This is a genomic window from Paraburkholderia megapolitana (genome assembly GCF_007556815.1).
Classification (GTDB): Bacteria; Pseudomonadota; Gammaproteobacteria; order Burkholderiales; family Burkholderiaceae; genus Paraburkholderia; species Paraburkholderia megapolitana.
In genome coordinates this window covers 1,066,367-1,089,567 of the sequence record NZ_CP041745.1, presented here as the reverse complement: position 1 = coordinate 1,089,567, position 23,201 = coordinate 1,066,367, and the positions used below count along the sequence as shown (strand labels likewise).

Annotated in this window: 19 protein-coding genes; 14 read left to right on the top strand and 5 right to left on the bottom strand. The window is 57.6% G+C overall.

From position 1 onward, the window contains the following. Positions 1-141: 141 nt before the first annotated feature. On the top strand, positions 142-1,242 hold the full coding sequence (locus FNZ07_RS18260; protein ID WP_091010936.1) for an MraY family glycosyltransferase: 1,101 nt from the start codon (positions 142-144) through the stop codon (positions 1,240-1,242). 57 nt (positions 1,243-1,299) lie between these two features. Here the strand turns inward: FNZ07_RS18260 and FNZ07_RS18255 are convergent, their stop codons facing one another. From FNZ07_RS18255 to FNZ07_RS18240, 4 genes are read right to left on the bottom strand one after another with little or no spacing between them, the layout of a single operon-like run. Then, positions 1,300-3,186 (bottom strand): polysaccharide biosynthesis protein, encoded by a 1,887-nt coding sequence (locus tag FNZ07_RS18255; RefSeq protein ID WP_091010935.1) that lies wholly within the window; start codon positions 3,184-3,186, stop codon positions 1,300-1,302. 5 nt (positions 3,187-3,191) lie between these two features. Next, complete coding sequence (locus tag FNZ07_RS18250) at positions 3,192-4,208, bottom strand: MraY family glycosyltransferase (protein ID WP_177228265.1); 1,017 nt, start codon at positions 4,206-4,208, stop codon at positions 3,192-3,194. 26 nt (positions 4,209-4,234) lie between these two features. Continuing rightward, positions 4,235-5,191 carry a UDP-glucose 4-epimerase family protein gene (locus FNZ07_RS18245; protein ID WP_091010715.1) on the bottom strand — a complete coding sequence of 319 codons (957 nt, stop codon included), beginning with the start codon at positions 5,189-5,191 and terminating at the stop codon, positions 4,235-4,237. Then, a complete protein-coding gene (locus FNZ07_RS18240) occupies positions 5,188-6,030 on the bottom strand; it encodes a glycosyltransferase family 2 protein (protein ID WP_091010713.1) in 843 nt (280 codons plus the stop codon). Before FNZ07_RS18240 ends, FNZ07_RS18245 begins: the two co-directional genes overlap by 4 nt. 354 nt (positions 6,031-6,384) lie before the next feature. On the opposite strand from FNZ07_RS18240, the gene FNZ07_RS18235 reads away from it, so the two are divergent. Continuing rightward, on the top strand, positions 6,385-6,927 hold the full coding sequence (locus FNZ07_RS18235) for a D-glycero-alpha-D-manno-heptose-1,7-bisphosphate 7-phosphatase (protein ID WP_091010711.1): 543 nt from the start codon (positions 6,385-6,387) through the stop codon (positions 6,925-6,927). 5 nt (positions 6,928-6,932) lie between these two features. Continuing rightward, the gene (locus FNZ07_RS18230) at positions 6,933-7,976 is read left to right on the top strand and encodes a glycosyltransferase family 2 protein (protein WP_091010709.1); all 1,044 of its coding nucleotides are present in this window, start codon (positions 6,933-6,935) and stop codon (positions 7,974-7,976) included. 198 nt (positions 7,977-8,174) lie between these two features. On the opposite strand, the gene FNZ07_RS18225 is transcribed toward FNZ07_RS18230, so the two are convergent. Then, positions 8,175-8,375, bottom strand: a complete 201-nt coding sequence (locus FNZ07_RS18225; RefSeq protein ID WP_143098045.1) for a hypothetical protein — start codon at positions 8,373-8,375, stop codon at positions 8,175-8,177. Between the two features lie 470 nt (positions 8,376-8,845). Between FNZ07_RS18225 and FNZ07_RS18220 the strand changes: the two genes are divergently transcribed. The 11 genes from FNZ07_RS18220 (at position 8,846) to FNZ07_RS18170 (ending at position 23,145) form a co-directional block, all read left to right on the top strand. Next, positions 8,846-9,970 carry a TylF/MycF/NovP-related O-methyltransferase gene (locus FNZ07_RS18220; RefSeq protein ID WP_091010703.1) on the top strand — a complete coding sequence of 375 codons (1,125 nt, stop codon included), beginning with the start codon at positions 8,846-8,848 and terminating at the stop codon, positions 9,968-9,970. A 398-nt stretch (positions 9,971-10,368) separates the two neighbouring features. After that, complete coding sequence (locus FNZ07_RS18215) at positions 10,369-10,977, top strand: D-sedoheptulose-7-phosphate isomerase (protein ID WP_177228263.1); 609 nt, start codon at positions 10,369-10,371, stop codon at positions 10,975-10,977. A gap of 626 nt (positions 10,978-11,603) precedes the next feature. Further along, entirely contained in the window at positions 11,604-12,371 is a 768-nt protein-coding gene (gene rfbF / locus FNZ07_RS18210; RefSeq protein ID WP_091010699.1) for a glucose-1-phosphate cytidylyltransferase, read from the top strand. Between the two features lie 2 nt (positions 12,372-12,373). After that, positions 12,374-13,474, top strand: a complete 1,101-nt coding sequence (gene rfbG / locus FNZ07_RS18205; protein WP_170275788.1) for a CDP-glucose 4,6-dehydratase — start codon at positions 12,374-12,376, stop codon at positions 13,472-13,474. 27 nt (positions 13,475-13,501) lie between these two features. After that, positions 13,502-14,845: a lipopolysaccharide biosynthesis protein RfbH gene (gene rfbH / locus FNZ07_RS18200; protein ID WP_091010697.1), complete on the top strand. Its 1,344-nt coding sequence runs from the start codon at positions 13,502-13,504 to the stop codon at positions 14,843-14,845. A 2-nt stretch (positions 14,846-14,847) separates the two neighbouring features. Continuing rightward, positions 14,848-15,918: an NAD-dependent epimerase/dehydratase family protein gene (locus tag FNZ07_RS18195; protein ID WP_091010695.1), complete on the top strand. Its 1,071-nt coding sequence runs from the start codon at positions 14,848-14,850 to the stop codon at positions 15,916-15,918. Next, a complete protein-coding gene (locus FNZ07_RS18190; protein ID WP_091010693.1) occupies positions 15,915-16,604 on the top strand; it encodes a sugar phosphate nucleotidyltransferase in 690 nt (229 codons plus the stop codon). The genes FNZ07_RS18195 and FNZ07_RS18190 overlap by 4 nt, the downstream gene beginning before the upstream one ends. After that, positions 16,604-17,971 (top strand): GHMP family kinase ATP-binding protein, encoded by a 1,368-nt coding sequence (locus tag FNZ07_RS18185; RefSeq protein WP_091010689.1) that lies wholly within the window; start codon positions 16,604-16,606, stop codon positions 17,969-17,971. Before FNZ07_RS18190 ends, FNZ07_RS18185 begins: the two co-directional genes overlap by 1 nt. Next, positions 17,968-19,869: an N-acetylneuraminate synthase family protein gene (locus tag FNZ07_RS18180; protein WP_091010686.1), complete on the top strand. Its 1,902-nt coding sequence runs from the start codon at positions 17,968-17,970 to the stop codon at positions 19,867-19,869. The genes FNZ07_RS18185 and FNZ07_RS18180 overlap by 4 nt, the downstream gene beginning before the upstream one ends. Before the next feature lie 9 nt (positions 19,870-19,878). Then, positions 19,879-21,627: a thiamine pyrophosphate-binding protein gene (locus FNZ07_RS18175; protein WP_091010685.1), complete on the top strand. Its 1,749-nt coding sequence runs from the start codon at positions 19,879-19,881 to the stop codon at positions 21,625-21,627. Between the two features lie 33 nt (positions 21,628-21,660). Then, positions 21,661-23,145, top strand: coding sequence for a hypothetical protein (locus FNZ07_RS18170; RefSeq protein ID WP_143098044.1), 1,485 nt, complete (start codon positions 21,661-21,663; stop codon positions 23,143-23,145). Positions 23,146-23,201: the final 56 nt, after the last annotated feature.

Genomic DNA, 23,201 nt, shown 5'->3' with positions numbered 1-23,201 from the left:
TCGGCGTTTGGGCGCGGTGGGTGTATAGGGGATATCCATGAGGGCGGCTGGTCTGCCTGCGTGCCGCCGGCACCTGTCGATCGGGGACTTGTCGGGATTCGTTTGTATAATCTGGCGTTTGCGTACTGGCCGGCCACATTCATGCTTAGTTTTGCGCTCGGATTTATCGTTTCGCTGCTGGTCACGCTGCTGATCGTGCGTTATGCGCATCTGCACGAAAAATTTTCGACCGACACCGATCTGGCCGGCGTGCAAAAATTCCACGTGCGACCCGTGCCGCGTATCGGCGGGACCGGCATCCTGATTGGGTTGATTGTCTCGGCGGTGCAGCTGCATCACACGTATCCAGCTGTTTCGGCGGGGATACTCGGCCTGGTGGCGTGCGGCATGCCGGCGTTCGCATCAGGCCTCGTCGAAGACCTGACCAAGCGCGTCTCGCCGCTCATGCGGCTCGTCTGCACGATGGTGGCAGCGGCGCTTGCCTACTTCCTGCTGCATATCGCCGTGACGCGAATCAGCGTGCCACCGCTCGATTTCCTGCTCACGTATGCGGTAATTTCCGGCGCGATCACCGTGCTGGCGGTCGCGGCGCTGGCTAACGCGATCAACATCATCGACGGCTTCAACGGGCTCGCCTCGATGGTCGCGTTCATGATGTTCGCGTCGCTTGCGTATGTCGCGTTTCAGGTATCGGACCCGATCGTGCTGTCCGCGTCGCTGATCATGATGGGCGCGGTGATGGGCTTCTTCATCTGGAATTTTCCGGCCGGGCTGATCTTTCTTGGCGACGGCGGCGCTTATTTCATCGGGTTCATGCTGGCCGAACTGTCGATCATGCTGGTGATGCGCAATCGCGACGTGTCCGCGTGGTACCCGGTACTGCTGTTCATGTACCCGATCTTCGAGACGTGTTTCTCGATCTACCGGAAGAAATTTATTCGGGGGATTTCACCGGGGATACCCGATGGTGTGCACCTGCATATGCTCGTTTATAAGCGGCTGATGCGCTGGGCGGTGGGCGTGCGGACAGCGCGGGAGTTGACGCAGCGGAATTCGCTTACCTCGCCTTATCTTTGGCTACTGTGTCTCGTGGCTGTGATTCCAGCGACGTTGTTCTGGCGGCATACGGTGCATCTGTTCGCCTTTGTGGTGGTGTTCGCTTTTACGTATGTCTGGCTTTACGTGAGTATTGTGCGGTTTCGGGTGCCAAGGTGGTTGGTGGTGCGAAAAAAGCGGGGGTAGCAACGAAAAAGGCGCGTGAGCGCCTTTTTGTTTATCGCTGTGAGCGGGGCCTACTCGTTACTTCAACGCGCGAATCCCCGTCACTGGCGTGATGCTCTGGAGCGGCGGTGCGAGCGTCGGTTGATACTCCGGCACCCAGCGCCGTAGGTCGCGACGAACCTCGTCGACGGTCAGCACGCGGTGCTGCATCAACCACGGCAGCAATTCGTCCAGCAGGTTGTCCGCTACTTCCCGTGCCTGCGCGATTCGCAGTTTGGGATGAGGTGTGCGAGTTGTCGTTTCATCGTCGGCGAGTAGCTCTTCGTATAGCTTCTCTCCGGGGCGGAGTCCGGTAAACACGATCCGGATCTGCTCTTCGCTAAATCCGTACAGCTTGATCAGGTCCCGAGCCAGGTCGACGATCTTGACCGGTTGCCCCATATCGAGGATGAAGATCTCACCGCCGTGCCCCATGCTCGATGCCTGCAACACCAGTTGCGAGGCTTCGGGAATGGTCATGAAGAACCGCGTGATCTCAGGGTGCGTGACAGTAACCGGGCCGCCCTTCGCGATCTGCTGCTGGAACTTCGGAATCACACTACCCGCGCTTCCCAGCACGTTTCCAAAGCGCACTGTCTCGAACTGCGTGCGCTGGCTACTTTGCTGCAGCGCCTGGCAGGCCATTTCGGCGAGGCGTTTGCTCGCGCCCATCACGTTCGTCGGGTTGACTGCCTTATCCGTCGAAATCAGTACGAAGTGTCGGACGTCATGGCGAATCGCAGCACGTGCCACACGGTAGGTACCAAGTACGTTGTTGCGTACCGCTTGCCACGCGTTCTGCTCTTCCATCAACGGAACGTGCTTGTAGGCCGCTGCATGAAACACGATATGCGGGGTGTGGCGCGACAGCACCTGGTCGAGCAGCAGCGAATCTTTGGCATCGCCAATGACCGGGATCACCGACACGCCCTGGTAGCGCTCGTGCAATTCCTCGGTGAGCTTGTACATCGCGTATTCGGATAGATCGTAGGCGATGAGCTGCGCAGGTTCGAAACGCAGGATCTGGCGGCACAGCTCCGAGCCGATCGAACCGCCGGCCCCGGTGACCATTACCACCCTGTTTCGCAGCAGTGCCTCGACGTGCGGTGTGTCGATCTTCACCGGATCGCGGCCCAGCAAATCTTCAAGGTCAATGTGTCGTACACGCGAGAGGAACGCCTGGCCCTGTGTCAACGTCGTCAATGCAGGCAGCACCATCGCGCGGACACCCGCACGGACGCACAGCGTGGCTACGCGTCGCTGTGCTTCGACGGTTGCAGAGGGGATCGCGATGATCGCGTACTCGGTTTTCATCGACTCCGCGAGTTGCGGAAGGTCGCTGATGGGCCCTAAAACCTTGTAGCCGTAGATTTCGCGGCCGTGCTTGGCTACGTCATCGTCCAGTAGACCGACGAGGCGCCATTCGCTCGAGCGCGACAGTTCGCGAGCGAGGCTTGCGCCGGCACGGCCTGCGCCCAGAACGATGACGGGTTTGCCTTGCGCGACGAGGCCACCGTATAGATAGAACTCTTTGGTCGCGCGGTAGAGGGCGCGAGAGCCGCCCATTGCCAGAAACAGCAGCAAGGGGGAGACGACCAGTACTGAGCGAGGAACGATCGGATGTGGCTGAACCATCACCAGAACGACCATCGCGATCAACGCACCCGACACGACTGCTTTGGAAATCCGCATCAGGTCCGGCAAACTTGCGAACACCCACATGCCGCGGTAAAGGCCGTAGATATGGAACATCACCGCATACACAGGCAGCACCCACAGCAACGAGTGCACCGCCCCCATTCGAAATTCGATCGGGATGACGCCGTTGAAGCGGATGACGTAGGCGACCAGCCACGCTGCGGCGACCGCACAGACATCGAAAAGGAAAGCGCTGAAAGACAGCCATGAGGCTCTGGATCTAAACATCAGCGTCATACCTCAGAGTGTTCGGACTGTGTTGACTGGAAACGACGCCAGCGGAAATCGACTGCCGCGCCCATCAAACACAAAGCAACGATCCATGTGGCAACGAGACTCCACTGGACAATCGAAGGTCGGTCGAGTGCATAAACAGCAAGCATTATGCCAACAACCATCACGAGATACCAAACACAAGCGGTGCCGGCGTGACCAATGCCGGAGCGCACCATACGTTGATAGTAGTGCTCCCGGTGCGCTTGCCAAAATTTCTTACCGCGCAACAAACGTCTTGTAAGGGTGATTGAAGCGTCCGTAATAAATGGCGAGAACACCAGTACCGGGAACCAGATCGGCCAGACGCCGTGAAGCCAGCCCCAGTAACCGAATGCGCCAGCCAGGAAGCCTGTGGAGATGGACCCTGCGTCGCCCAGGAAGATACGTGCGGGGTGGAAGTTGAACAGCAGGAAGCCGATTGCCGCTCCTGCTACCGCCGCCGATGCCAGCGCCAGTTCGGGTAGCGGATGGGCGCTGATCAACGCTGCAGCGGCATATCCGGAGAAGCCGAATAGTGTCATGCCGCCGGCAAGTCCGTCTGCGCCGTCCATGAAGTTGTAAAGATTGACTAGCCAGAGCATTAAAAATGACAAGGCGGCGAGCATCCACCACGAGACCGCTGCTGGGTAGAGGACAACGAGTCCCACTACTGCGATCAGGTGCGCGGCGAACCTGACCCGAGCAGGGAGCCCGCGGCGATCGTCGATCTGCGATATCGCTGCGAGGAAAGCCGTTGCGGCCGCCGCGAACCACAGGCTGGGCGCCGCGATCAATATTGCCAGCACAGATACCGGGACGATCCCCCAGCCACCCACTCGCGGCGTGGGGCGAGCATGCAGCGAACGGTCGTTCGGAATGTCGGTGGCGAGACGCCATGCCAGGCCGGTCTTGAGCAGCATGGACAGGATCAGGGCACATACGCATGCCGCACCAAGCGCGGCAAGTATTGCGCTGAGCTGAGGAGAGATCGCCATAAAAGCTTGTGTGGCCATGAACGGTCTCAATGTGTCGAGCGGTACCAGCGAGCTGTTGCAGCGAGCCCGTCGTCGGTTGAATAGCGTGGCTGCCAGCCAAGAACCGTGCGAATCCGTGTCGTATCAACCTGCAAACTTCCGATCAAACGATCGATCTGCGGCAAACGACCGGTCAGTCGGCCCGCCAGTTGAAGCAGGCCCACTGGCACGGGGAACAGACGCGCCGGCTTTTGCAAATGCCTGCCGAGCATGCGCGCGAGTTCCGCTACTGTCGAATCGTCGCTATCGGCAACATGAAAACACTGGTGAGCCGCCCGAGGGTCTGTGGCGCAGCACACAAGTGCATCCGCGAGATTGCCCACGTAGACGAGACTGCGCCTCGCTCTCACCGTACCCAGCGGCAAAGGCATGCCACGCCAGATACCGTCCATCAGACGCAGGAAATTCGCGCGTACCTGCGGGCCATACACCAGCGGCGGGCGCACGATCACAACGTCGAGCCCCGTCTCGTCGCCATAGCGGATCAGCGCCTGCTCGGCTTCCCGCTTCGATCGCCCGTAAGCGTCTTCGGCGCGCACGTCGTCGTCCTCGCGAAGCGGACGTCCGCCATCCGATTCAGCCACCGCCTTAATGCTGCTGACGAACACAAAGCGTCGCGCGCCGTTTTGCCGCGCCGCGGCCGCGAGTCGCAATGTACCTTCGACATTGGTCGCGCGGAACGCGGCGTCGGGATCGAGGGCATCGTCATGCATGACATGAACGCGGGCCGCAAGATGCACGACACAGTCCGGCCTCAACCCCTGAGGCCACACATCGGCCAGGCCGGCGAAATCCTTGCCGCCGTGAACCCATTCCGCTACGCCGTCCGCACAGCTGGCGGCGCGACGGACCAGCCCGGTCACGCTGCAACCTGCGTCAACCAGCGCGCGCGTCAACACTTGCCCGACGAAGCCGTTTGCGCCGCTCACCAGGACATGTGTCATAGGAGCTTCCAACCGAAACGGTTAAAGAACTTGACCGCTGATGCCGCGAACATCCTGATATGCGACGAACCTTTGCGCGCTGCGCCTCCACCGTGATGCTGCACGCGAACGGCGGGCAGATACGCGACACGCGCCACGTCGTGGGTGCGCAAACTCAAATCGTAATCTTCAAAGTACAGAAAATAACGTGGATCAAAACCAGCAAGTTTTTTCAACACGCTCGTTCGAAACAGCATAAAACAGCCGCTGACAATCGGCGGATCCCAAACGATGTCGCGTTCGTTAATGAGGTCACGCATTTCGTAGCGCGCCAGTCGCCGTGAGAAAAACCTGCGCACGCTGCCGGGCAAAAAACCGCGGATAAAAAGGTCGAGCACCGTCGGATACCGTCGGCACAGGTACTGAATGCTGCCCTCGTGATCGCCGATTCTCGGCGTGAGCAGACCCACCTCCGGGTGCTCGTCGAGGAACGCCATCGCCTGCACGAGCGAATCGCGCTCAAGGTCGATGTCGGGATTCAGCACGAGGTGATAGCGGCTGGCGGTGCGGTCGATCGCCAGGTTGTGCCCGCGCCCGTAACCGACGTTGCCGTGCCCCGCAATGACCGTGCATGTCAACTGGTGGGCACGTAACTCATCGAGCGAAGGGGTATCGTCCGGCAGGCCACCGTTATCGACAATATAGACGCCGATCGGAACACCGGGTTTCGCCACCCTCAGGGCGTCGCATGCGAGCGCGAGACTATCCAGCGTTTGCGCCAACTGCGCCGGGTCCGGTCGATATACGACCACAGACACGGACAGACCCTCGACTTCGGAAATCAGCGCACTAATATTCATGTAAACGAGGCAGCGTGCCTGGGTCGCGACACTTGTGTTTTTCGACGACGCGCTGGCGGAGACATCAGTCTCCTCAAAACAGGCGAGTCGGACAACCAGCTTTTCCTTTTGTTACGTGGGGAAACAACATCCGACCCTCCGTAAGCGTGCGTATTTTAGCCCATTGGGTGCATACGAAGATTCTCGCAACGAGGGCCTCGCCCGAACCGGGTGTGGGCGCCCCCGGTGGCCGGCAGTCGCGGATAGCAACAAGGCAACCTGCTAGACTGTCGGGCCGTCGGAGTAATGCCCGACTGGACTAGCGCGTGAAGGATGCGGTCTGGCACGCGTGATAAGAGTGAAGAGAGATGCCCTATGAAACAGCGAGCTTTATTCCTTGACCGGGACGGCGTGGTCAACGTCGATTCCGGATACACGCATCGGCAGGATCAATTCGAGTTCATCCCCGGAATATTCGAACTGGTAACCGAAGCGATGCGTCGGGAATACAAGACGTTTATCGTAACGAACCAGGCGGGCATCGGCCGGGGCTACTACACCGAGGAAGATTTCTGGACCTTGATGAACTGGGTGACTCAAAAGTTCGCCGAGGCAGGTGGACCGATAGAACGAGTCTACTTTTGCCCGCATCACCCGGAACATGGGGACGGTAAGTATCGTCAGGAATGTGCTTGCCGCAAACCCGCTCCGGGCATGCTGCTGCAGGCCGCGCGCGACTATGAAATAGACTTTGGCGAGTCTGTCTTTCTTGGCGACAAGAAGACCGACATGGATGCAGGACGCGCAGCCGGAGTGGCTACGTTGCTTTATATGGGCGATGAGTCGAACTACCAGCCGGCGATCAAGGTGGCGTCTCCGCTCGACGCCATTGCATATCTTCGTCTACCTGGCCGATAGACAGCATGGAAACTCGCGCCTCGACTCGCCCCCTTCTTACGATCGCTATCCCTACGTTCAACCGCGCCGCGTATGTTGAACTGTGTTTGCGCCAGTTCCTGCCGGACCTCGATCTGCTTGATGATGGTTCAGTGGAGATCGTTGTTTCCGACAACTGTTCCTCCGATCACACCGCGGCAACCGTAGAAGCGATCCGTCAACAAGGGTTGAACATCCGCTCGATACGCAATGAGCAAAACATCGGGTCCGATGCCAATATCGCGCAATGCTTCAATGTCGCCCAGGGACGCTACGTGCAGATTCTGGGCGATGACGATCTTTATCTTCCCGGGAAACTTCGACAAGTCGTTGATCTGCTACGAAGCAACGACTACGGCGTCGTTTGTTTGAAGGCGTATGGATACGAACACGATTTCGTCAAGGAGCGACCGACCGGAACCAGCGGCAGGCGTGATTTCACCGACATCTCGGACTTTCTGTATGAAGTCGGCTCGCTCGTCACATTCATATCCGCCTGCATTATCAACAAGGACCTGCAACGCGAGATCGATGCGCGAGTGTTTTGCGGAAGCAATCTGGTTCAGGTACACCTTGTCATCCTGCCAGCGCTTAGAGCAGGTCTGAACGCGTACGTCCTTGACTACATCCTTGCGTGCAAACGGGCCAACTCCGGTGGTTATGATTTTTCCGAGATTTTTGTCGAAAAATTTTTCGACATCCTGAAGTCGTATGAGCCAGCGGGATTGCAACCCGAGGCAGTCAATCGGCTGGGCAACAAGATGCTGATCAGCTATTACCCGTTCAACCTGCTAAGGCAACGCCTGTCCGGCGGCGGAAACGCGCCTGCGACGCTGCGACGCTTCAAGACACAGTTCGGCCATCGGGCGGCGTTTCTGTTTTTCTGCGCACCGATTATCGCCTGGCCCAAACCGCTTGCAATTCTGTGGGGATGGGGCGCCGTTCTTACGGGAAGGATATGGAATGGGGAGCTGAAGCGCGGGATGCATTTTGCGCGACACCGCCTGTCTTTGTTGATCAGTCGACCTTGAGGACCGTCCGGAACGAGGGCGATGCATGCCAGGCGCAAAGCCTCTCCGTATGACAATCTGCGGGACAAGTACCTTAATTGACGAACGTCGTCTTTCAACCTCCACCGTCGGTGAGCAGAAACCGCTGCAACCGACGACGAAATATAAGTCCCTTTCGAGCGCATTGCTCGTTTCAAAAGGCCACCGGCGACGACAACTTCAACCTTGGGGACGGGGATTGGTTATTTGCTCATGAACCTCGTTGAGTAGCGTCGCCAGGTATTTCGCATCGGCTTTTGCGCACGCTTCTGCTTCGTCCTTGTTGATGGGACCAAGCAGCTTGATAGCATCGCTTCTTAAAGCATCTCTAACAATATCGACTGCGATATTTACAGCCTGGCTTCCAACGAATTTTCCCATCTCGGAACTCTCCTTTGTGTACCGGACCATCCGGGCATCCGATTCTACTGCGAGTAAGACGATTAGCGACACTGCATAGTGAAAGACACTCCACAATGGCGGCAAATCGTAAGGAACCCGATGGGTAATCTGTTTTAGACAATCAGGCTCAAGCTGAGGGGGAATTTTCGCTGTTGTCGAGATCTTCGAATCAATACCAGTTCATCTTGTTTCCGTGGTGATCAAGCTGTCGCTTACGTGAAATTGCTCTCGAATCGATCGAAAAGAACCTTCAAGCTCACAGAATCGGCCTTGAGGTTTTAGCGTTTTGTCAATGCTGTATGACGCCGGTCATCGACCCGGACGTCTGTCGGTCATGGTGTTAGTATTCACGAACGCGTTTGTCGAATTCATCGGCTGCTTACTCGTCTGCCGGAACATCTGGGCATGTGCCGAGCAGTCCTTTTGAACCAACTTCCAGACTGGCAGGGATGACGAATCTCCATCTCGCAGGAATCTCGCTCCTCAGAAATCAAACTCACGGGCCCGATCTCGAGCACGCGCTCCGTCAACTTCACATCAACACATCGAACAGTGTTGTCGCCGGCAGGAATGTGACGGCCGGCTACGTGCGATCGTGGGGACTTCAGTCACCCGAGGGGATTGCGCCCGCGATCGCGCAGGATCCCATCTACAAAGAGAGCATGGAGTTGGCGCGGGGCTGGACCGTGGTCGACGAGCACAAGCTCATGAATCTGTTTCTGATCCTGAAGTATGGCCTGGCCGGTATCGAGGGCGACATCGTCGAATTCGGGAGCTACAAGGGTGGCTCGGCGATCTTCATGGCGAATATCGCGCGTCGGCTCGAGACGAAGGCCAAGGTCTATGCGCTCGATACCTTTGAGGGAATGCCTGAAACGGATACCGCACGCGACCTGCATATGGCGGGAGACTTCAAGGACAGCTCACTTGACGCGCTACGTACATTTGCGCAAGAGAATCAATTGGTCAATCTGATCCCTGTCCAGGGCTTGTTCGAGCAGACAGCGCCGGCGCTGCTCGAAAAGATCGACGCCGTCACTCTCGCGCATATCGATTGCGATATCTACTCTGCAGTAAAGTTTGCGACTGAGGTTGTGCGGCCGAAGATGCATGCCTCCGGTGGCTACCTCGCATTCGACGATCCCCTGCAAGCAACATGTCTCGGTGCGCTGGAAGCGGTCGAAGGAATGATTCAGGCGACAGGATTGCATGCGGAACAAGCCTACCCGCATCTCGTCTATCGTTTTCCGGCGCCGGCGATCAGTGCAGCAGGGGAATCCAGCGAAGAAGCGGTCAATACGACGCCCCTCAAAGAGACCCCATTTGCGAATGCACAGGCCCGTATCGATACCCTCGAGACGGCGTTGCGTGACAAGGAGGAAAGACTGCACGCCATCGACGAACAACTGTCCGCCCTGAACGGACAGCTTCATGACAAGGACGAGCAACTCCGCGCTCGCAACGGAAGAATCGATGAACTACAAGGCAGCGTCCTCGCGCTGCACGCGTCGACCAGCTGGCGCTTGACAGCGCCGCTGCGGGCGTTAAAAGCAGTTTTCACTGGCGGGCGATAATCGAACATAGAGGCCTGAGAGACTAGCGTTCGATCGCGTGTCGAGGTGGCTCAACCTGATTGATATGAGGCACCAGTCTTGCCCAGCCGCTAACGATTCGATACAACGGCTCATCTATGCGACGAGCCACCCAGGTCGTACAATCACGCAATATTGGCGAGCACGGCCCACATTACGCCGCCCGGAGTGGCACGATATGCCCCGCCACTAATTGTGCATGCGGTCAGTGGGCGCCCTGGAAGACGGCGAAACACAACAGACCCACTCTCCGCGTCAAAGCCTCCGGTGCCGCAACAGACCCTATGCGGGCGCAAGTTTTTGCGCTTTGACCCACTCTGATCCGAGAGCCACCGCACATTTTCTAACGACAACCGCGCAATCAACCAATGACTAATGCTATGACAAGCCCCTCCAGCCCCGTAGATATTCTACAAACCAATACAGCCCAATCCATCCGCGCGAAAGAAGCGCTGCTCAACGACGCGCGCTTACTCGAAACCTTTTCGAAAGCGGCATCGCATGTAATCGACTGCTACAAGGCAGGTGGTCGACTTTATATCGCTGGCAACGGTGGCTCCGCTGCAGACTCCCAACACCTCGCCGCGGAATTCGTCAGTAGGCTCGCGCGGGACAGAAATCCCCTCCCGGCAGAATCCCTGACAACAGATACGTCCATTCTTACCGCCATCGGTAATGACTACGGGTACGAACACGTATTTTCCAGACAATTGATCGCGAAGTTGAAGCCCAATGACGTGTTTCTGGGCATCACGACATCCGGAAAATCGAAGAACATCCTGTCTGCGTTGCAGGTGTGCAAACAGGCTGGAGTGAAGTCGATCGTCTTTACGGGCTTTGGTGGCGGCGAAGCCGCAACGCTCGCGGACTACGCATTGGTTGCTCCCGGCAGCCGCACGAGCACGATCCAGGAGTTGCATATCCTGCTGGCACACAGTGTGTGCGAAGCGGTTGAACTGGCGATGTTTCCCGTAGAAGCAGCGCACTGACTTTCATGCGCCGGCTTGCGGGCGTTGTCCGCAAGCCCACAAACCGTCCTGACGCGCTTCAGGCTCGGCGCCCTGACCGGAAACGATCGGGGCATCCCTCTCTTGCCCGGAAACGCTTCACCCCTGCTTGCCTCTGCGGTATGATCTCGGGTTAGCACGTGCATTGCCAGCGCACGTTTTGGTTAGCTCAGTTACACAATTTACAATATTTGCGAATCTTGGCCGCAGCGTTTTCAGCCCTATGCAGCAGGACGCTCATCGGTCGGGATGCCCTCCCCGATGTCAATCATCGCGCGTGTGCGTCAATATTGGACGGTGCAACCCGAACCAGTGCGCATGTCGCCGTCGTCAGGCCTTACCCCTGAACTCAAGGGCTTCGCCGCCTCGATAACCTGTAACTTCCTCGGTCATTTGCAACGATATCTAACGTTCCTTTGAGGCCCAGAACTCTAATCGTACAATCAGGCATCTTCTGATACGGCTTTATCACAGGGTGCCCGGTTTTTGAAACCACTATCGTCGCGCCGATCGTGACCACTTTTATTTTGGCGATGTGCATCGCTTGTTAGCGTGACCGGTCACTGCGGGACTGCCCCAAATCATTATTTCCGAGGAGCTGAGCCTAGATGAAAGTTGTACTGCTTGCAGGGGGTCTCGGGACCCGAATTTCGGAAGAAACGTCTGTCCGACCGAAGCCAATGGTCGAAGTCGGCGGCAAGCCGATCTTGTGGCACATCATGAAGATCTATGCCGCACATGGCTTGACTGATTTTATTGTTTGTTGCGGCTACAAAGGGTATCTGATCAAGGAATACTTCGCCAACTATTTCTTGCACATGTCCGACGTAACGATCGACCTGGCAAAAAACTCCCTGGAAGTCCATCAGAAAAAGGCCGAACCGTGGCGCGTGACGCTCGTCGACACCGGCGAGACAACGCAGACTGGCGGCCGTCTTCGCCGTGTACGCGATTATATCGACGGCGATTTTTGCATGACGTACGGCGATGGCGTTGGCTCCGTCAACATCACTGATCTGCTCGCCTTCCATCGCGCGCATGGCAAGCAGGCGACGATGACTGCCGTTCAGCCTCCGGGCCGGTTCGGAGCGCTTGAACTGAACGGCACACAAGTGCGCTCATTCGTCGAAAAGCCGACCGGCGACGGTGGCTGGATCAACGGCGGGTTCTTTGTACTGCAGCCGTCCGCTATCGATCTCATCGAAGCGGACGAAACGCTCTGGGAGCGGCAACCGCTCGAAGCCCTCGCGAAAAGCGATCAACTGCAGGCCTACTTTCATCCCGGCTTCTGGCAGCCCATGGACACACTGCGCGACAAAAACCACCTCGAAGAGTTGTGGACGTCGGGCAACGCACCGTGGAAAACGTGGGAGTGACGATGGTCGTTGATCCGGCGTTCTGGCAAGGCAAACGCGTGTTCCTGACCGGCCATACCGGTTTCAAGGGTGGCTGGATGTCGCTGTGGCTGGCGTCCATGGGTGCCAAAGTGGCCGGCTATGCGCTGCAGCCCAACACGCAGCCGAGTCTTTTCGACACAGCTGGTGTGCTCGCTACGCTTGAGCAAAATCACTTCGGCGATGTTTGCGACCGGGAGAAACTGACGGCCGCAATGGTCAAGTTCCGTCCCGATGTCGTAATTCATATGGCAGCGCAGGCTCTCGTGCGCTATTCGTATGCAGAGCCGGTTGAAACGTACGCGACCAATGTCATGGGCACCGTCCATGTACTCGACGCGATCCGGCAGTGCGACTCGGTGCGTGCCGCCGTCATGGTGACCTCCGACAAGTGCTATCAGAACAACGAGTGGCCCTGGGGCTACCGCGAAAACGAGCCGATGGGCGGACATGATCCGTACAGCAATAGCAAGGGCTGCGCGGAGCTGGTGACGGCCGCTTACCGCGAATCGTTCTTTCCGGCCGCACGTTATGCAGACCACGGTGTAGCCATCGCGTCTGGAAGAGCAGGCAATGTGATTGGCGGAGGCGACTGGTCTGCAGACCGACTGGTTCCGGATGCCATTGCTGCATTCCAGAAAGGCGTGCCGTTGATGATCCGCAACCCCGGTGCCGTGCGCCCGTGGCAGCACGCACTGGAACCCGTATCGGGCTATCTGGTATTGGCGCAGGCCCTCGCACAACAGGGTACTGCCTTCAACGGCGGCTGGAACTTCGGCCCCAACGATACCGACGCGCGCAGCGTGCGAGAAGTCGTCGAGCTCGTCATCGAGCAATGGGGCGAGTCGGCTCGCTGGCAACAGGATGGCGCAGAACAACCCCACGAAGCCAACTTCCTGAAGCTAGATTGCTCTAAAGCCAAACAATACCTGGGCTGGGTTCCGAGCTGGAATTTGCCCACGGCGGTTGAGGCAACGGTTGCATGGCATCGCGCGAAGACCGGCGGCGAAAACATGCAGCAAGTCTGCCTCGCGCAAATTCAACACTATTCAGTCGCGGCGCAACAACGCGCAGCGAACAAGTAATCAAGATTCCTACAAGGTCCTCCCATTATGGCTATCGAAATCATCGACTCCGGCAAACAGGCACAAGCCGAACTGCGCCGAAAGATCGCGGCACTGGTTGACGAATATGCTGCGCTTGCCTACGCAGACAAACCTTTCGTAGCGGGCCAGACGACCATTCCGCCGTCGGGCAAGGTGATTGGCGCACCGGAACTGCGCAACATGGTGGAGGCGTCGCTTGACGGCTGGCTGACAACCGGGCGCTTTAACGACGAGTTCGAAAAACGCCTTGCCCAATATCTCGGCGTCAATCATCTGATCACCGTTAATTCGGGCTCCTCTGCCAATCTGGTTGCATTCAGCACGCTGACATCGCCGAAGCTCGGCGAGCGCGCCATTCTGCCGGGCGACGAAGTGATCGGCGTAGCAGCGGGATTCCCGACTACGGTCAATCCGATTCTGCAGTTCGGCGCCGTGCCGGTCTTCGTCGACGTCGAACTCGGCACCTACAACATCGATGCATCGAAGATCGAGGCTGCGCTTTCCAGCAAGACCAAGGCCATCATGCTGGCCCATACGCTGGGTAATCCGTACAACCTCGGCGTGATCAAGGACATCTGCACGCGGCACAACCTGTGGCTAATCGAAGACTGCTGCGATGCGCTCGGCGCGACGTACAACGGGCAGAAGGTCGGCACATTCGGCGACATCGGCACACTGAGCTTCTACCCTGCGCACCACATTACGATGGGCGAAGGCGGCGCAGTGTTCATGAACGACCCCGATCTGAAGATGATCGCGGAATCGTTCCGCGACTGGGGCCGCGACTGCTATTGCGCCCCGGGCAAGGACAACACGTGTAACAAGCGCTTCTGCTGGAAGCTCGGGAATCTGCCGGAAGGATACGACCACAAATACACGTATTCGCATCTCGGCTACAACCTGAAGATCACCGACATGCAGGCCGCGTGTGCGCTTTCACAGCTCGACCGGATCGACGACTTCATCGCAAAGCGCCGCGCCAACTTCGATTTCCTGAAGGCGCGCCTCGCAAGCTGCGAAGAATTCCTGCTGCTGCCGCATGCCACGCCGAACTCCGATCCGTCCTGGTTCGGTTTCCCGATCACGCTGAAGGACAATGCTCCTGTTAGCCGCCTCGAGTTGCTGACTTACCTCGACCAGAACAAGGTCGGCACCCGCCTTCTGTTTGCGGGCAACCTGACGCGTCAGCCTTACATGCTCGGCCGGAATTATCGCGTGGTTGGCGATCTGACCAACAGCGACATCGTCATGAATCAAACTTTCTGGCTCGGCATTTACCCAGGATTGACGAGCGAGCACCTCGAGTACGTTGCAACGAAGATCGAAAATTATCTCGGCATCGGATTCTGAGTATGACGTCGCCCAATGAGATGCAGGCATCGCAGCGCCCGTTTTTTGAGATTGCAAGTTCCGACTTCGCAAGACTGACGGCGCATATCGATTGCCACGACATCGACGGCAAGACAATCCTCGTCTCTGGTGCGACCGGTTTTTTTGGTGCGTGGATCCTTGCGCTATTCGAATGGCTGAGAAAGACCCGCAACATGCAGTTCCGTGTGCTGGCCATCTCCCGCGACCCGCAGAGCTTCAAGCGCAAACATCCGTGGGTCGCGGACGCCGAATGGTTGCAGTGGATCGTCGGCGACATCCAGGACTTCGTTTTTCCCGAGCAATCCGTCGATTACGTCATCCATGCAGCGACCGACACGTCGGCGGCTGCAGGCAGGTCGCCGGCTCTCCTGCTGAACTCGATCGTGCGCGGCACCGAGCGCATCCTTGCATGCGCTAAAGCGTGCGGGGCAAAGCGCGTGCTGCTGGTAAGTTCGGGTGGCGCGTATGGCGGGCAGTCCGTCGACACACCGCGGTTGCTCGAGTCGTCAAGAAATGCGCCTTCGACGATGGAAGTCGGCAGTGCGTATGGCGAAGGCAAGCGCGTGATGGAGCTGCTCGGTGCAATCCATGCGCATGAGAACGCATGTGAAGTCGTGATTGCCCGATGCTTCGCATTTGTCGGTGCGGGTCTGCCTCTCGACGGACATTTTGCGATCGGCAACTTCATTCGCGACGCGCTGACGCAGGATCAAATCGTGATTCGCGGCGATGGCAAAGGCGTCAGGTCGTATCTCTACGCAGCCGATCTCGCGGTCTGGCTAAACCATCTGCTGTTGAACGGGCGCAATCGCGGCATCTACAACGTGGGCTCCGATCATGAAGTCACGATCGCCGAGCTGGCGCGCCAGGTGATTGCCACGCTGGCGCCCGCCAAGACAGTAATTGTCGAGGGTGCCAGCAACAGTCCAGGCGCCGGCAACCGATACATTCCGTCGATCGACGAAGCGCGCAGCGAACTCGGCCTCGACGTCTGGACCGCATTACCGCAGGCGATTCTCAACACTGCTCTTTGGTCTTCGAAAAACTCATGAAAGCGCTGATACTGTGTGGAGGACTAGGCACTCGCCTGCGTAGCGTGATTGGCGCATCGCAGAAGGCGGTAGCCGATATCGACGGGCGCCCGTTCCTTTCCTTTGTCATCGAACAGCTCGCCATGGCCGGCATTCATGACCTCGTTTTTTGTACCCATTACCAGTCCGAACAGGTCGAAGAGGTGGTGACGAACCTGCCCTCCGACCCTGCGCGCAAAGTTGCCATCGTGCGCGAGCCGTCCCCGATGGGAACCGGCGGCGCCATTTTGTATGCGCTGTCCGAGCTTCGGTATGAAGGCCCGTTTATCGCGCTGAATGCGGACACTTATCTGGACGCCACCGCCTATCGCGCCGCTGCAGAGGCTGCGCCGCCTTCGATCGTCGTGACCCCGATCGACGATTGCGAACGGTATGGCGCTGTGCAATTCAACGAGGACCGTCAGGTTCAGGCGATCACCGAGAAAGGCAAGACCGGTCCGGGGCTGATCAGCGCCGGCGTCTACGGTTTGCATACGCGCAATCTGTCCGATTTCCCTGTCGAGACGTTATCCATGGAACAGGTCATCATCCCTGCACTGATCGCGCAAAAGCTCCTGACAGCGCAGGTGTACGAGGGACCGTTCCTGGATATTGGCACGCCAGACAGCTTGAAACTCATTCGTGAACACGGTGTGCGGAAACTGTAATGAAAGACCACTTCAAAGATCTTGTTGTCAAACACGACCAACCCGTCGTCGACGCGATTGCCGCCATCGAACGTGGGCCGACGCAAATTGCGCTCGTGGTCGACGCCGAGAACGTCCTCGTCGGCGTCCTGACCAATGGCGATATCCGACGCTTCCTGGTGGGCGGTGGACAAACGTCGACCCCGGTTCACGAGTGCATGAACCGCAAGTTCCACGCCCTGCCCCACGGGACCTCGCGCGAAGAACTGTTGAAGCTGTTCGACATTGGCTATAACGCAGTGCCTCTGCTTGATGAACTCGGCAAGCTGGTGGAGTTCGCGACCCCGGATTTCTTTCCGCCCGCGAAAGAGGTGGCGGTGCTCTCGCGTGCCCGCGCGCCGGTCCGCATCAGCTTCTCCGGCGGCGGAACCGATCTCACGTATTACTTCATGAAGAACGGCGGTGTCGTTCTGAACGCGTCGATCGCGTTGTATGCACACGCAACATTGATCCCTTCCGCGGGTCCCGAGATCAATGTCATTTCTCATGACATCGATCGGCATGAACACTATCCGTCGCTGCGCGCTCTGCTGGACAACCCGGACAAAGGACTTCTGTCCTCGGTAGTTTCGGTCATCCGTCCGGACTTCGGCTTCGACCTGTTTGTGCACTCCGACTTCCCGGTGGGCTCCGGCCTCGGCGGCTCGTCAGCCGTGGCAACAAGCGTAGTCGCGGCATTCAACGAGTTGCGACTGGACAAATGGAGCACCTACGAAATTGCCGAACTGGCGTTCCAGGCAGAGCGGCTCTGCTACGCCATCTCCGGCGGCTGGCAGGATCAGTATGCGTCGGCCTTTGGCGGGTTTAACCTGATCGAGTTCGACGGCAAGCGCAATCTCGTGCATTCGCTGCGCCTCGAGCCGGCGACCAGCAACGAACTGGAAGAGTGCCTGGTGCTGTGCAATACCGGTATCGAGCACAACTCAGGCAAGATTCATAAGCAGCAACGCGAAGACTTCAATAACAATGTCGATCGTAGCCAGCAACTGCTCGACATGGTGGATTTGTGCCGGCGCATGCACAAGCATCTGATTCGTGGCGACCTCAACGATTTCGGCACCAGTCTGCATGAAGCGTGGACGATCAAGCACGGGCTATCTAGTGCGATCAGCGGCAACACGCTGGATACAATCTACAAAGCCGCGCTGGACGCGGGTGCATCAGGCGGAAAATTACTGGGCGCAGGGGGTGGCGGTTTCTTCCTGTTCTACGTGCAACCGCGCTTCCGCTCCGCGGTCAGCGCAGCGCTCAAGGCGCACGGCTGCACGCTGAGCACCATCCGTTTCGAACAAGAGGGCGTTACATCGTGGAGAACCAAAGTAGCATGAACGAATCGACATTCAAGATTGGCGAGTTCACTGTCGGGGGTCCGCGTACGTTCGTGATCTCTGAGATTGGCAACAATCATAACGGCAGCGTTGAGCTTGCGAAAAAACTGGTGGACGCATCGATCGAAGCCGGTGCGGATTGCGTCAAATTCCAGCTCAGAAACCGCGCCGCGCTCTACCGGACGGCACCTGGCGAAGAAGGCTCGGAAGATCTCGGCGTCGAGTACATTCAAGACCTTCTGAACAAGGTCGAGCTGACGAATGACGAGCACCGCGAGATGCGCGACTACTGCACGCAGAAGAATATCGCGTACATGTGCACGCCGTGGGACGAGCCGAGCGTCGATGTTCTGGCGGAGTTCGACGTGCCTGCGCTGAAGCTGGCATCGGCCGATCTGACGAACCCCTACCTGATCCGTAAGGCAGCCAGCCTGGGCAAGCCGCTGGTCCTGTCGACCGGCATGTCGTTTGAGCCGGAGATCGAGGCAGCCGCGAAACTCGTCAAGAGCCTTGGCGTGCCGTTTGTACTGCTCCACTGCAATAGCGCCTATCCCGCACCGGAAGGCGATATTCACCTCGGCTATATCAAGCGTCTGCAGGAAATTCACAGCGTCATCGGCTATTCCGGTCATGAGCGCGGTGTGGCTGTGACGATCGCGGCCGTCGCACTTGGTGCGAAGGTCGTCGAACGGCACATCACGCTCGACCGCAGCATGGAAGGCCCCGATCACGCGGCAAGTCTCGAACCCGCGGAATTCAAGTTCCTGGTGGATGGCATCCGGCAGGTCGAACAGGCATTGCCCTGGACCGGCCCAGGACGTCTCGCGAGCCAGGGTGAACTGCTGAACCGAGAAAATCTGAGCAAGAGCGTCATTGCCGCTCGCGCAATCAAGCACGGTGAGACGTTCACCGAAGAAAGCCTGCGCGTGGCGAGCCCAGGCCAGGGGTTGGCCCCTTACCGGTTGCCCGAGTTGCTGGGCAAAGTCGCGCACCGTGATATCCGTATCGGCGACTTCCTGTATGAGGGCGATCTGACTGCGCAGAAGACGGTCAAGCGCACGTATCAGTTCCCAGGGTACTGGGGCGTGCCGGTTCGTTATCACGACTTCGATCAGTATGTGAGCATGATCGATCCGGACCTCTGGGAATTCCACCTGTCGTATCGCGACATGTCGCTGACACCGTCGAAGTACCTGAAGGAAAGCAACTGCAAGCGCCTAGTCGTTCACGCGCCCGAACTGTTCGAAAACAGCGAGTTGCTCGACCTTACCGCCGACGACCTGGCCTATCGCCAACGCTCGATCGACAACCTCAAACGTGTGGTTGAAGTCACCGAACAGATTCGCAGCTTCTTCCCGGCGGCCGATTCGGCGCTGATCGTTGCGAACGTGGGCGGATTCTCGATGGACGCGCCCTTCCCGCTCGCGCATCGCGCCGAACTGTACGACCGCTTCGTCGAGTCATGCGCGAAAATCGATTTCGGTTCCACCGAACTGACGCCGCAAAACATGGCACCGTTCCCGTGGCACTTCGGCGGCCAACGCCATCAGAACATCTTTATGATGCCGGATGAGCTGGCTCAAAAGGCCAAGGAACTGAACCTGCGCCTGTGTACCGACCTGTCGCACCTGCAGATGACCTGCAGTCATTTCGGCCTGGACTTCCAGGACGCCCTGGCGAAGCTGCTGCCCCATAGCGTGCACCTGCACGTCGCTGACGCGCTCGGCGTGAATGGCGAGGGTGTGGTGATCGGCACCGGCGATGTCAACTGGCCGCAGACATGGAAGAAGATTTCGGCTTATCCGTCAGTCAGCTTTATCCCCGAAGTGTGGCAGGGCCACAAAGACCATGGTGCCGGATTCTGGCACGCGCTGGATTTCCTCACCAAGCTTAACTAGAACGCCATCATGAACGTCGCTGAATTTATTCTTGCCAACATCCAGAAGCTGGGCACCGATACCGCGTTTTGCCTGACCGGCGGTATGGCGATGCACATCAATCGCGCAGCCGATGCAGCGCCCGACCTGCGTGTGATTTATTGCAACCACGAGCAGGCAGTAGCCGCCGCGGCTGACGGCTATGCGAAGGCAAAGGACTACGTGACGCCGGGTCTGGCCATCGTGACATCGGGTCCGGGTGTGACGAACACCATCACGTCGGTGGCTTCCGCCTACTATGACTCGGTGCCGATGTTCGTGCTCGCCGGTCAGGTGAAGCGTGCCGACATCAACGGTCACGGTGTACGCAGCCGTGGCGCGCAAGAAACGCCCCACCTCGAGCTGATGCAACCGATCACGAAGTGTGCGTTCCGCTACGTGCCGTCGGAGATCGACGACACGACGCTGGCGACCAATCTGGCGCAGGCCGTTTCGGGTCGTAAGGGACCGGTGTTCATCGACATCCCTCTCGACGTTCAAGCCGAGACCGTGCCCGATGCAGAAACACGACTGGCGAACATTGCCGCACTGATCGCAGACGCGGTACACAAAGATCACGACGTGCCGGAAGCGGCGGTGTCGGCCATCATTTCTGCGTTGCAGGGCGCGCGTCAACCGGTGCTGGTGGTCGGCAATGCGCTACGTATTGCTGGCATCTCCCGTTCGTCGATCAAGCAGCTGGTTGAGAAGATCGGCGTGCCGACTCTGTTCACGTGGGCAAGCTTCGACCTGCTCGCGCACGATCACAAGCTGAACTTCGGCTGTGCTGGCGGCCTTGCACCGACGCATTCGAACAAGATCATGCAGTCGGCCGATGCAGTGATTTTCCTCGGTACGCGCCTTGACCTGCTGACCACTGCGTTCAATCCGCAGAACTACGGCAAGAACGCAAAGCGTATCGTCGTGGAACTGGACGAAAAGGAAATCGCGAAGAACGAGGGAATGACGAACACCACGTTCTTTAACGTGAACGTTGCGGGTGTCGTGGATGCCCTGTTGACTCGCGCACCGACGGTCAATGTCAAAGAGTGGCTGTCGAATTGCGAAACGTTGCAGGCGCAAGATCAGCAAGACGAACTGGCGGCATTCGGCAATCCTAGGCTGACGACGTATCAAATCTCAACCGTGTTGTCCCGGTCGCGTGTTGGCAAGTATGTGGTGCCTACCGCATCCGGCTATGCAATCGAAGGCATTGCGCGGTTCTTCAAGCCGACCGAAGGCGCGAGCTTTGCATGGGCCGGACATGTGCTCGGTTCGATGGGCCTGGGGCTGCCGACTGCAGTTGGGGCGGTGGCCGGGCTCAAGCAACCCGTGGTGTGCCTGGAAGGCGACGGTGGGTTGCTGTTGAACGTGCAGGAGCTCTTCACGCTTGCGGCAAATCCGGACCTTCCGCTTACCGTGATCGTGCTGAACAACCGCGGCTATCAATCGATCATGAAATCGCAAGCGCGTGCGTTCAATAAGGAATTTGGTGCGTCCAAGGCGTCTGGACTGTACGAGTTGCAATTCGATCTGCTGGCGAAGCTTGCAGGTCTGCCTTATGAGAAATGCGACACGCTGGAACAACTCGAAGCGAGTCTGAACAGTGGTGCTCCGCGTCGTCTGATCGATGTCTCGGTCGAAGAAGACGGTTACCGCGGCCCGGCTGTGATGACGAAGTTTGATGAGAACGGTAAGCCGTATTCGACGGATATCGCGGATGTGAGCTGGGCGCGGTAAGCGTCGAATTAAACATAGATTGAGGATGGCAGCATGGGAAGTCCGTTGGTTTCTTTGATTGTTCCGACAACAGGAAAGGAGAAGAATCTCTTTCGCTGCCTGAATTCGTTGGTCAACCACGCGCCACCCGCAATGTTGGCGCGTGCAGAGGTCGTTGTTTTTTTGAATCCCGATCCTCTATCCCCAATCGATTATCCTCGCATCGAGAGCCGCCTCGAAACCATCCGGGGGCGATTCCAGGAGTTGAAGATCGTGCGCTCCGAGCGTTTCGAACTTACGGCGGAGGAATCGGCCTACGCCGCATCCGCATACGCTCACGGCGACTTCATCTGGCTTGTCGGTGACAAGAGAATATTCCTCCCTGAAGGGCTGCGACGACTGGCAAGCTGGCTAGAAAATCCGACAGCCCCAGCGGCATACTTCAATTCAAACTGGATCGATCAAAACGGGAAGACCAATAGTCACCCGTCTACGCACATGTTGGCGAATCAGGGATTGATGCCATACAAGCGTTTCGTTATGAGTACCGGGATAAACTTCATCGCAACAGGCATGGGCACCTGGATCTTTGAGCGCAAACGCCTGGATCGCACGATATGGAAAGATATCATCGATAATTGCGGTCCTCACTTTTCGCATGTGACGACGACGTTGGCGACACTGCACGACGAGACGCTGCAGTATTTCTCATCCTATCTGTGTCAGATTGAAAGTAAGGCATATCACGCCGGTGACGATAGTGAGTGGAAACGATATTCGGGCCTTGCAAAGACCTATCGATTCTATGCGTGGACCTTTGGGTTAATCAGGCAATTTAGGTTCCTGATAGACAGAAACGCATACAGCTATGCTGATGTGCGGCGCTCAATGTGTTCGGAAGGCACATTGCTTCGTCGGCAGATCGATGAACTGTATTCTCATCTGGTAGCTCAGATTCGATATGGCTGGTTCAAGAAAGAAGAAAAAATGACCTCGGCTGAATTCGACGAGGCTTATGATTTTTTGTGTCGGACATGCCCTGAAAAAGCCATCGCTAACGAGATGCTGCGTGATTTGTATGCTGGTTGCGATTCCTTAACGGAAAAAGATTTTGTCAATAAACTCAGCCTTATATTCGAGGCAATTGGCGTAGATAGTCTCGCCCTTCGATTCGGCTCATTGATTGTCAATCAGATGGGTGACCGCTTTGTTCGACTGCATCCCCGTGGATATGTAGTGTCCAGTGTTAAAGATAATGATGATTATCTTCTCGCATACAAACTCATCGATGCACCAGCTATCGGCCCGGCGTGGGAAATTCTCAACCAGGAAGAAATGGACGTCTATGAATTGACTGAAGTGACAAAGTATTTCGGCGATATATATCCGATCAATGTTCTACCCGGCCGGCCGCAGACTCTCTTGAGAAAGCTGACTTCGACCATGGTTGTACGATTCTATCGTCATCGCATCGCGTTCAAAATTGCAGCAGCCCTGCCCGGAAAACTAAAAAGCAAACTGAAGGCCGCGTTGATTTGATGCGATGTAGAAAGTACCGCGCGCAATCGTCTTGGAATACGAATACCCAAGCATTG